Here is an 11392-nt window from a genome sequence, read left to right on the forward strand (position 1 = left end):
AGGTATATTATGAAAGACGTAGCTGGCAAAAAAGTTATGGTCGTAGGACTTTCTTCAACCGGGGTAGCGTTGACAAAGTTTTTAGTGGAAATGGGCGCAAAGGTTACGGTGAGTGATCACAAATCTCCGGCGGAGCTTTCACAGGCATTAGAAAAAATCGATAACTTAGAATTGGAATATGATCTTGGTGGTCACACTCCAAAGTTATTGCTAGAGCAAGACATGATTATCTTGAGCCCGGGAGTTTCACCCGAGCTTAAAGTATTTGAGTACGCTCGCAAGAACGGAAAAAAAGTGACTGGCGATATCGAGTTCGCCGCACAATTTATCGAAGAACCAATCATCGCCATCACGGGTACAAACGGTAAGAGTACAACATGCAAATTGGCTGAGTTGATGCTGACGGAATCAGGCGTAAAAGTTTGGTTGGGTGGAAACTTCGGTACGCCACTCATCGAGTACGTGCGCAACAAAGAAAAAGCTGACGTTGTTATCGTTGAAGCTTCATCTTTTCAATTGGAACACGTTGATACTTTCAACCCTAAGAATATCGTTTTCATGAACATCGGTGAAAACCATCTCGATCGTTACAGATCTATGGATGAATACGTTGGTGCAAAAAGAAAATTATTTAGAAATACAAACCACAACACAACAAGCGTGTTAAATGCTGATGACAACCGTGTGGTGGATCTTGCGCGTGATCCAGTTGTTCAGCGCGGAAGAATTTTCTACTTCTCTAGAAAAGTTGCTCTTGAGCCACAGATTATGAATATTGGTGGTGCGGTTTTAGTGGCGAATAGAGAAATTAAAGTGAGAGTGGGACCAGAAATAGAAACTTACTCTACAGCAAACCTCAAGATGAGAGGAAAGCATGCCGTGGAAAACATTATGGCAGCGATTCTTACAACGAGAGATTTTGGCGCAAAACATGAAGCCATTCAAAAAGTCATGGACAGTTTCCAGGGCCTTGCACATCGTATTGAATACGTGCGTAAAGCTGGCGGAGTGATGTTCTACAATGATTCAAAAGCCACCAACGTTCATGCTGTAAAACGTGCTTTGGATTGCTTTGATGAGAACGTGATTCTGATTATGGGTGGTAAGGATTCAAATCTTGATTTCACGGAACTTCAGACGCCGATCCGCCAAAAAGTCAAAAACTTGATCTTGGTCGGTGAAGCAAAAGAAAAAATCAATCGCGATCTTGGAGACTTCTCTGAGACGTTCTTGATAGGAACTTTTGAGGAAGCCGTACTCTTGGCTTACCAAAAGTCTAGGATAGGGGATACAGTTTTACTATCTCCTGGTTGCCCAAGCTTCGATACATTTGATAATTATGTAGAGAGAGGCAATTACTTCAAGAAGTTGGTAAGTGAATTTTCTTAAAAAGAGTTTTTTAGAATTAGATCGGACAATGCTTTTAACGATTCTGACACTGATTGGTGTCGGGATCATCTTGGTATACAGTTCGAGTTTTATTTTCGCCATCGAGTCGCGTAACGATGGTTATTTTTATTTCAAGAAACAATTGATGTTTTCGGTGATTGGAATTGTGGCGCTCTTTGGAGCGGCGACGGTTCCTTTCAGTCTTGTCCGTAAATTTGGATTCTTAAGTTGGCTATTTTTTGGTATCTTGATTTGTCTTACTCTCATTCCGGGAATTGGGGTGAAGTCCGGAGGGGCAATCAGATGGATTCACATGGGCGGAGGAATTTATTTTGAACCTTCTGAGTTCTTAAAGGTTTCTCTTCCGCTTTTGATGGGCTATTTGATTTCAAAGTTTGATCAATCAGAAAATAAATTAAAAACATTTCTTCTTTCATCGCTTTTATTTTTTCCGCTGCCAGTTTTATTAAAGCAACCTGACTTTGGTAGCTTTGCAGTGTGCTCGTTTGTAATCTTTGCACTTCTTTTTACTTTTGGACTTCGTTGGTTCTGGGTGATCTCAGGAAGTATCGTAGCCTCGATGAGTTTCTATGCATTGGTGATGCAGGTTCCTTACAGAAAAGCGCGCGTGATGGCGTTTATGGATCCATGGGCTGCGATCGCAACCGGCGGATACCAAGTGATTCAAAGTTTACTCAGTTTTTATACAGGCGGACTTTTCGGATCAGGTCTTGGTCAGGGCCAAGGAAAACTTTTCTTCTTACCCGAGGCGCACACGGATTTCATATTCAGCGTTTTGGGAGAAGAAACAGGTTTCGTTGGAGTGATGATTCTTTTTTCCATCTACGCATTCTTAATGTTTAGAGCTTTCCAGATGACTGCAAGATTAAAAGATCTCAAAGCCCAAGTGATGGCCATGGGCCTTTGTTTGGTGTTCACAGTTCAAGTTCTGATCAACCTCTGCGTGGTCTTTGGCTTAGTTCCAACAAAAGGGTTGGCTCTGCCATTCTTAAGTTACGGCGGAAGTTCATTGCTAGCATCATGTATCCTTTTTGGACTTCTTCTTAACATTCAACGCACCTACCAACCAAAAGGCGCTTAGTCGCTTTTGGCGACTAGGTGAATCAAAATGTCTTTTTCCAAACGCGTTTATTTAATTTATATTCTTTTCTTTTCATTGCCTTGTTAATTACGCATCTTTGTTCTTCTGAATATATATTATTCATTTGATCTAGGAACTTCTTAGGGTCTGATTCAATAACGTTTTCGAAAATTTCATTATTAACGATGGGTATGTTGAAAGTATTTTTTTCTAATGAATGTTTTATTGTAGAGTAAGGATAAAGATCCACTCTACTGCATAAATTCACGGCTATAGGGTTTTGATAAACATATCTTATTGCCTGCAAATAATAGTGTTCATTCTTTATGATTGTTGCCCGGTATTGCCCTCCGAATACATGGTTGCTTCTTTCGGAAGCGGCATTGATAGATTTGCTCACACCGGTGATTAATCTGTTCATAATTTTTGAAAGATTATTATCAGGAGTTGAGGCTATCATGTGATAGTGATTATTCATTAATACGAATGCATGAATCTTTAAATTATATTTCTTTTCTACTTTTATTAAATGATGAGTAAAGATACGCCAACAATCTTGAATCGGTATATAAAACCATTCTGAGTTATTGGATTTTCCATATATATGGAACGGATAAATGTCTGAGTACTCAAGTTTTTTTCTAGCCATACTCCTTAGTTGTGCAAAGGCAGTGCAAGGCTGAAATTGATGTATTTTGCAATTGGGCATTTAAATGTCCGAAATTGGGACGATGACTCCGATAGTCGCCAAAAGCGACTAAGCGCCTTTTGGTTCTTGATCATTTTTGGGGTTGCTTTCATACTTTGATTATGAAAAAGACGATCTTTATTGCTGGTGGTGGCACTGGTGGACATATTTATCCGGGATTGGCGATAGCGCAGGCGCTGCAGAAAGAAGACCCTGGTCTTGATATACGTTTTGTTGGAACCTCTTATGGTTTGGAAAAGAAAATCATTCCTCAAAATAATTTTCCTCTTCATCTGATCAATATCGGCGGACTGAATGGTGTTCCTTTTTTCAAAAAGATTTTAGTTTTCTTAAAATTTCCAATCGCATTTTTTCAATGTGTTTATTTGATTTTAAAATATCGACCTCTGTTTGTTTTTGGTGTTGGTGGATACTCTTCAGGCCCTTTTGTTTTGACTTCGGCACTTTTAGGAAAACCTACAGCACTTTTTGAATCCAACGCTCATCCCGGGATTACCAATATTATTCTTTCTAAATTTGTAAAAGTGAGCTTTACGCTATTTGAAGAATCAAAAAATTATCTTAAGACTAAAATTGTAGAAACCTTTGGTTTTCCTGTGCGTAATAATATGGCGCTTGCTCCAAGAAGAGATAATAAAAATCTTAGAATTTTAATCTTTGGAGGGAGTCAAGGTGCGCGTGGAATTAACATCACAGTATCGAATGCACTCAATAAATTTCCAGAAGAGTTGAGTGACGTTGAATTTGTCCATCAGACAGGAAAAGTAGATTTTCCAACTTACAAAGATACCTATGCCAATAAAAAAAATGTAAAGTGTATGGAATATCTTGATCCTATTAAAAGTTATTACGATTGGGCGGATTTGATTTTCTGTAGAGCGGGAGCATCAACGCTTTCAGAATTAGCAGCTTGCGGAAAAGCAGCTGTCTTGATTCCATTCCCATTTGCAGCGGATGATCATCAAAAGAAAAATGCAGAGAGCATGGTGAATCGCAAAGCAGCAGAAATGATTCTGCAAAAAGATTTTACGGCAGAAGCATTTTTGAAAACAGTATTGGATTTTAAAAACAAACGCGAAAAAATATTAGAGCTTGAAAAAAACATTCAAAAAACCTATATCCCTAATGCAGCTCAAAATATTGCAAAGTACATCTTAAGGAAATCATAATGGTTCTATCAAGATCAAAATTTCATTTCATCGGCATTGGCGGAATCGGAATGAGTGGACTCGCAGAACTTCTGCACAATATGGGAGCAACGATTTCAGGCAGTGATGCTTCTGAAAACGAACAAATTCAAAAATTAAAAAAACTAGGGGCTACAATTTATAAAGGCCATTCGAAAGAGAATGTGGGTGAAGTGGACACGGTGGTTTACTCCAGCGCTATTCCATCTACAAACCCAGAGCTTATCGAAGCTAAATCTAGAAAAATTCCTATCATCTCAAGAGCAGAAGTTCTTGGTGAAGTGATGAGACTCAAAAGAAGTATCGCCGTTGCTGGCAGTCACGGTAAGACCACAACGACGAGCATGACAGCAAGTATCTTTATCAATGCGCAGGTGGATCCTACGGTGGTGGTAGGTGGAAGATTGGATTTGATCAAGAGCAATGCTTTCCTCGGAAAAGGCGAGTGGTTGATCGCGGAGGCAGATGAAAGTGACGGAAGCTTTAAAAGGCTTTCACCTGAAATTTCCATCATCACAAATATCGACGACGATCATATGGATCACTATAAGACTTTTGATAATTTGCAAAAAGCATTCAAGGAATTTGCAAATTTAATTCCTTTTTATGGTTTCTGCGTAGTGATGGGCGATGATGTAAGAACTAGAAAATTATTTGAAAATTTCGATAAGAGAATTTTATTTTATGGGTTCCATGAATCCAATGATTTTTATCTGACGAAGGAATCTTCAAATGGGGGAATGGCTTATACCATTCATCATGATGGAAAAAAACTTGGCACCTTTCAGCTGAGAATTCCCGGGGAGCACAACGCTCTAAACGCCCTTTCAGCCTTCATCGTAGCATATAGATGTGGAATCGCAGCGCAGAAGTGCATCGAAGGTTTAGAAAAATTCCAAGGAGTCGACAGACGATTCCAGAGGCTTGGCGAAAAGAATGGCGTTGAGATCTATGATGACTACGGACATCACCCAACAGAAGTGAAAGCAGTTCTTAAAGCTTTTAAAGAAAAATATCCGAAGGCTACTATCAAGGTGGCCTTCCAGCCACACCGATACTCTAGAACTCAAAGTTCTTGGAGTGATTTTTTAAAAGCTTTCGATGATTGCGATGAACTTTATCTTTTGGATATTTATGCTGCAAGTGAAGCGCCTATAGAGGGCATCACTTCTCTGAAACTTTCGCAAGAAATCAAACACAAGCACTGCGAATACATCGGTCACGTGGATAATGTTCTAGAAAAAATGCTAAAAGCAAAACCGGGCGAAGTATTTGTGACTTTAGGAGCCGGCGATATCTACAAACAAGGTAGAAAGTTTTTAAACCTTTAGAGATATCAGGAGGTATTCCGTGATCGATTTTCAAGAAAATGTTCCTCTAAAAAATTACACTTCTCTAAAAATCGGTGGACCGGCGGAATTCTTTTTCTCTCCAACAAATGTAGAAGAATTAAAAACAGCGATTGTTTGGGCCAAGCTTCATAAGCACAATATTACTTTGCTTGGCGGCGGCACAAATACTTTAGTTAGTGATGAAGGCGTTAAAGGGCTTGTCATCAACATGAGAAAGTACACAGGTATTGAATCCTTCGTCGAAGATGGAAAAGTGCATATCGAAGCCAAAGGCGGCAGTCCGAAAACTTTACTCCTTCGTGAATTTCTAAAATACAAACTTCAACCTTCAGAATTTTTAGCAGGACTACCTGGAGATGTTGCGGGTGGCGTGGTGATGAACGCAGGCATTGGCGAATTAACAATTCAGCCTAGAGAATTTTGTGAAATCATCGAATGGGTGGAAGTTTTAAGAGACACCCAAGTTGTAAGAATTGAAGCCAAAGATATTCAGTTTTCATATAGAAAATCAAAAGGCTGGCAGCCAGGAATCATTTCCAAGGTGGGATTTGTGTGGCCCAATCAACCTGATGAAACGGTAATGGATCGTGTGAAGGCTTTGAATAAAGCTAGAAATGTAAAACAACCTTTAGAGTTTCCAAATGCAGGCTCAGTATTCGTAAATCCCCCAGGGCATAAATCAGGAAAACTCATCGAAGAGTGCGGACTTAAAGGTTACAGGTTTGGAGATGCGCAGGTTTCGGAAAAGCATGCTAATTTCATCATCAATTTAGGAAATGCGAAGGCCACAGACGTTTTACAAGTCATCAAGCATGTTCAAGATACAGTCCTAGAGCACAAAGGTGTTTCCCTTCATCCTGAGTGGGTTTTGCTCGGTTTTTAGCCGTGTTTTTGTAATCTTCATAAAAAATCGCATTTCTTAATTTATAGAGTTGAATAACGTTTTTTAATATTGCATAAACTCTCAGGATGTTAACTCTAAGATCTGAAATAACATTAACCAAGGGAGATAATATGAATAAAATAATTTTTTCTTTAACTGTTCTTTTGAGTTCTGTAGCAATGGCAGATCACCATTTGCAATCCGCAATGGAATCAAACCAAAAGTTGAGTGAATCGGTTTATAGTTTGATGTTTGCTAGAGGTATGGTTTGTAATTTGACGGACACGGTTCAGATGGTATCAGAAATCGGTAAAACTGATAAGGCGCCAAGCAACCCTAAAAATGTTTGGAGACAGATTGCTTTCTGTTACGAAAATGATGCTTTAATGGATGCCGATAAAGAATTGCTAAAAAAAGGTGATGTTAGACTTGGTAGCTTAACTCCCAACGCAATTTTAGATGTGACTTATGAATCCGAAGGAAAAGTATTAGATATTTCTATTAAGTAATAATTTGAGATTGTAGGGAGACGCCAAAATAGAAAAATCTCTCAAGCAATATGGTATGGAATAAACTGTAAAATCCGTTGGGTGGATTTTTAAAAAAACTCATAATTCTACTCGCTCATAAGTTGAAAAGGAGTGTGTCTCATGTTTTTGATAGTATCATATGATACTATCATTATTTTCTAGTAAATAATGGGTCCAAGGTCCAGTTCGTGGTCAAAGAAGCACCATGCGAGTGCTTCGAAGAGGTTTCAATACTAAAATGGTTTTGTGAAGAAAACCTTACTGAAAATTTCTCTATGCTTAGTTATTGCTGCTGGATGTGTTCTGGGCGGATATTCGCTATATAAAAGCTCTTTGTTTCATTTAGAAAAAATCAACTATACCTACGAGATAGAAAACTCGTATATTGCATTCTTAAAGCCACAAATTGAAAAACAATTAGATACACAAATTGGAGCTTCGATTTGGGAAATTGATATTTTTGGTTTAGAAAAAAAACTAGAAAATTTACCTTGGATTCAGAACGTAGTGATCTCAAGACAGTTTCCAAACGAGCTATTTATCAGTGTTCAGCCAAAAAAAATTATCGCCAACATTATGAAATCCCCGTCCAAGGTCCAGCCCGTAGCCTACGATTCTTCTCTGCTTACGGATGTGGAAATTACGAAGGCTCCGCTTGTGCCAATCCTCTCGAGCAATGCCTTTGCAAAAAGTGAAGATCTTAGAAAAAAAGCATTAGATCTTTTGCGCGAATTACCTATGGAAGGATCATTTAGTTTTGATCAAGTTTCAGAGGTATATCCCTTCAAAAATGATGAATTTCAAATCTTACTGAAAAACTCAAAAGCACTGGTGTTGATCAACACCGAAAATGTTCCTCTCAAGGCCGCACGAATTTCCAGAGTCATTGACTACATGGATCCTGCTGAAATGAAAGGCCGTGTCATCGACTCAAACTTCTCAAAAAAAGTCCTTGTCAGGCCGCGTAACCACCGCTAGCCTTTTAGGTAAGGACAATAGTCCTTACTCGCTTCAAGGATGAGTAAACTAACGTAATTTAAAGCCTTTAGTAAACTTCAGGCTAGGTTACGAAAGCTAGCGAGGTGATAGCCCACAACACGCATATCTGTATTTGCACACGATTTACGCAAACTTGTCCTTCGTGCAAATTCAGTGACAACAAAGAGGAGCAGGGCTTGAAGACAAATTTAAAGGCAAACAGTTCTAACGAGACAATCATCGCCGCACTCGACATTGGTACAACCAAGGTTTGTATCTTGATCGCGGCAATCAAAAATAATTTACAGCAAAATAATTCACTTAAAGAAAGCTCCATTGATATCATCGGTGTAGGTACCGCTCCTTCTCACGGTTTGAGAAAAGGTGTTGTCGTGAATATCGAAGCCACGACGGAAGCAATCAGAAGAGCGCGCGAAGAAGCGGAGCTGATGGCGGGAGTTGAGATCGAAGAAATTTGGATCGGCGTAGCGGGAAGTCATATTAAATCTTTCGACTCTCGCGGCATGGTTGCTCTCAGAAAACAAGAAGTAGAAAAAGAAGATATCGCGAGAGTACTCGAAGCAGCAAAAGCCATTGCGGTCCCTCACGACAGAGAAGTTCTGCACGTTATCCCAAGAGAATACAAACTGGATGACCAGGACGGAATCGCTGATCCCATCGGAATGAGCGGAGTGAGACTTGAATCACAAGTTCATATCGTGACCGCTAGCAAATCGGCCTTACAAAATATTTTAAAATGTTCAGAGAAAGCAAACTTGAAAGTGGCCGGCGTTGTTCTACAGCAACTGGCTTCTGCACAAACAGTTTTAAGTGAAGACGAAAAAAAATTAGGCGTTGCTGTTATCGACATGGGTGGCGGAACAACAGATCTAGTGATTTATGTTCAAGGTAGTGTTGCATACACATCCAGTCTTCCGGTGGGCGGAGCCTTCGTCACGAATGACGTCGCGGTGGGGTTGAGATGTCCACAAGTGAATGCCGAAGAATTAAAAAAGAAATATGGTTGCGCTCTCGCAAGCTTAGTTGATCCGGCAGAATCCGTTGAAGTTGAAGGAGTTGGTGGCAGAAAGCCAAGAGCCGTACTCAGACAACATCTTTGTGAAGTAATTGAGCCGCGTGCGGAAGAGATCTTAAGTTTTATCAATAACGATATCGTAAAAAGCGGCTACGCAGATATGATCGGCTCAGGGTTAGTGGTAACGGGTGGTGCAAGCCAACTTGATGGCCTCATCGAAATGGGAGAATTTATGTTAGATCTTCCAATCAGAAGAGGACTTCCAAAAGGAATTGGTGGTTTAACATCGGCTGTACAGTCTTCTAGTTTTGCAACTGCTGTAGGATTAATCCTTCACGGTGCAGAACACACAAAGAATCGCTCTCAAAAAACTCGCACAAAGAAGAGCGGCGAAAACGATATGATCAGTGGTTTGGTAGAAAAATTTAAAACACTCATGAATGATATATTTTAGGATTTAGTTTTTAAAAGTTATTAATTATTTACTACTCGCCACAGCGAGTAGTGCGACCGGAAGGGGAATGACATGTTTGAACTAGAGGAAACTCCAAATTTTGGTGCTTCTATTAAAGTAGTAGGCGTAGGCGGCGGCGGAAGCAATGCTGTCGAAACGATGATCGCAAGTGGAATGAGAGGCGTAGACTTCGTTACTGCCAACACAGATCATCAAGCGCTACTTGCTAATAAGTCTGATGGAAAAATTCAATTAGGAAAAGATTTAACTAGAGGTTTGGGCGCAGGCGCAAATCCAGAAATTGGGAGAAGAGCTGCGATCGAATCGTACAATGAAATCGTTGAACGTCTCGAGGGGGCAGACATGGTATTTGTCACTGCCGGTATGGGCGGTGGAACAGGAACTGGCGGAGCTCCCGTAGTAGCAAAGATCGCTAAAGAACTTGGCGCTCTTACGATCGGTGTGGTCACAAAGCCTTTCACTTTCGAAGGTAAAAAAAGAAACCGTCACGCAGATCAAGGTATCGATGAATTAAGAGCAAACGTAGATACTCTAATCGTGATTCCTAACCAAAAACTTTTAACAGTATCTGCGGAGAAAACTCCACTTCTTGAAACTTTTAAGAAAGCAGACAACGTTCTTCTTCACGCAGTTCAAGGTATCTCAGACCTTATTAACATCAGAGGATTGATCAACCTAGATTTCGCAGACATCAGAACAGTTATGGCGAACAAAGGTATGGCGTTAATGGGAACAGGTAGGGCGTCTGGTGAAAACCGCGCGATCGAAGCGGCAACAAACGCAATCTCATCTCCACTTCTAGAAAATGTTTCTATCGATGGAGCAATGGGAATCATCATAAACGTAACTGGCGGACCGGATTTATCACTTTACGAAGTTAACGAAGCTTCAACACTTATTACTGAAGCTGCGGATGAAAACGCCGAAATTATCTTCGGTGCAGTTATCGATGAAACTTTAACTGACGAAGTAAGAGTGACTGTGATTGCGACTGGATTCTCACAGGAATCTAAGCTGCAAGCTAATTCTCAATACAACCAAATCAAAGCAATGGCAGAAGCACAAAGCTTCCTGCAAAACCAAGCAGGTTTTCAAACTCCTGCTCCACAACAGCAAATGCAACAGCCTCAAGCGTACACGTATCAACCAGCAGTGGAAGTGATTCCACAAGCTCCGGTTGCTCCGCACTACTTTGAGCAACCAGCTCCGCAAGCTGCTCCGATGAGTTTTCAACAACCGATCCCTGCGCCCGTAATGCAACCGCAAGCACCGATTGCAGAACCGATTCCTGAAATTTTTGAAACTCCAGTTTACGAGACAGCTCCACAAGCTCCAATAGTTGAAGAAAAAACTGCGGAAGTTGGAAGTTTGTCTGAAGCAGAAATAGAGAATATGCTTCCTAAAGATAAACTTTTAGCAAAAGCACGCGCTTATCGCGAAAAGCAAATGCAAGAAGCAGGATTGACTCAATCTAGAGCTTCGGGAAACCATCCGCAAACTCAACCGAAGAAAACATTCGAACAAATGAACTTCGAAGAGCTGGATAAAAATCCAATCGAGAAAGCTCGTCAGATGGCAAGAGGAGTGACATCTCCATTTGAACAGAACTTGGATGTTCCGGCATTCATGAGAAGACAACAAAGAGATCAAGAAAATTACTAAGTCGTGGTTTGAAAAATTGATTTAAAAAGTTGAGAAATATGAAGAGGAGGTAGTTGATGATTGAATAAATAATTTTGTATCGTTAATTT

The 11392-nt window shown here is 40.2% G+C and carries 9 protein-coding genes and 1 pseudogene; 9 read left to right on the forward strand and 1 reads right to left on the reverse strand.

Annotated features, from left to right (window positions below; translation table 11 throughout):
* The first annotated feature begins 9 nt into the window (after positions 1-9).
* Together murD and ftsW are read left to right on the forward strand one after the other, a co-directional pair.
* Positions 10-1389: a UDP-N-acetylmuramoyl-L-alanine--D-glutamate ligase gene (gene murD, locus V4596_05705; protein ID MES2768626.1), complete on the forward strand. Its 1380-nt coding sequence runs from the start codon at positions 10-12 to the stop codon at positions 1387-1389.
* Entirely contained in the window at positions 1376-2491 is a 1116-nt protein-coding gene (gene ftsW, locus V4596_05710) for a putative lipid II flippase FtsW (GenBank protein ID MES2768627.1), read from the forward strand. The genes murD and ftsW overlap by 14 nt, the downstream gene beginning before the upstream one ends.
* A 22-nt stretch (positions 2492-2513) precedes the next feature.
* Here the strand turns inward: ftsW and V4596_05715 are convergent, their stop codons facing one another.
* On the reverse strand, positions 2514-3140 hold the full coding sequence (locus V4596_05715) for a transposase (GenBank protein ID MES2768628.1): 627 nt from the start codon (positions 3138-3140) through the stop codon (positions 2514-2516).
* A 161-nt stretch (positions 3141-3301) separates the two neighbouring features.
* Here V4596_05715 and murG point away from each other — a divergent pair, with 161 nt between their 5' ends.
* The 7 genes and pseudogenes from murG (at position 3302) to ftsZ (ending at position 10688) form a co-directional block, all read left to right on the forward strand.
* Positions 3302-4369 (forward strand): undecaprenyldiphospho-muramoylpentapeptide beta-N-acetylglucosaminyltransferase, encoded by a 1068-nt coding sequence (gene murG / locus V4596_05720; protein MES2768629.1) that lies wholly within the window; start codon positions 3302-3304, stop codon positions 4367-4369.
* On the forward strand, positions 4369-5718 hold the full coding sequence (gene murC, locus V4596_05725; GenBank protein ID MES2768630.1) for a UDP-N-acetylmuramate--L-alanine ligase: 1350 nt from the start codon (positions 4369-4371) through the stop codon (positions 5716-5718). The genes murG and murC overlap by 1 nt, the downstream gene beginning before the upstream one ends.
* 19 nt (positions 5719-5737) lie before the next feature.
* Entirely contained in the window at positions 5738-6622 is an 885-nt protein-coding gene (murB, locus tag V4596_05730; protein MES2768631.1) for a UDP-N-acetylmuramate dehydrogenase, read from the forward strand.
* Positions 6623-6753: 131 nt separating this feature from the next.
* Positions 6754-7131, forward strand: a complete 378-nt coding sequence (locus tag V4596_05735; GenBank protein ID MES2768632.1) for a hypothetical protein — start codon at positions 6754-6756, stop codon at positions 7129-7131.
* A 267-nt stretch (positions 7132-7398) separates the two neighbouring features.
* The gene (locus tag V4596_05740) at positions 7399-8130 is read left to right on the forward strand and encodes an FtsQ-type POTRA domain-containing protein (protein MES2768633.1); all 732 of its coding nucleotides are present in this window, start codon (positions 7399-7401) and stop codon (positions 8128-8130) included.
* Positions 8131-8327: 197 nt separating this feature from the next.
* Complete coding sequence (ftsA, locus tag V4596_05745) at positions 8328-9620, forward strand: cell division protein FtsA (GenBank protein MES2768634.1); 1293 nt, start codon at positions 8328-8330, stop codon at positions 9618-9620.
* A 72-nt stretch (positions 9621-9692) separates the two neighbouring features.
* Positions 9693-10688, forward strand: a pseudogene (gene ftsZ, locus V4596_05750) (cell division protein FtsZ).
* The last annotated feature ends 704 nt before the right edge of the window (positions 10689-11392 follow it).

It is taken from the genome of Bdellovibrionota bacterium (assembly GCA_040386775.1).
Lineage (GTDB): Bacteria > Bdellovibrionota > Bdellovibrionia > Bdellovibrionales > JAEYZS01 > JAEYZS01.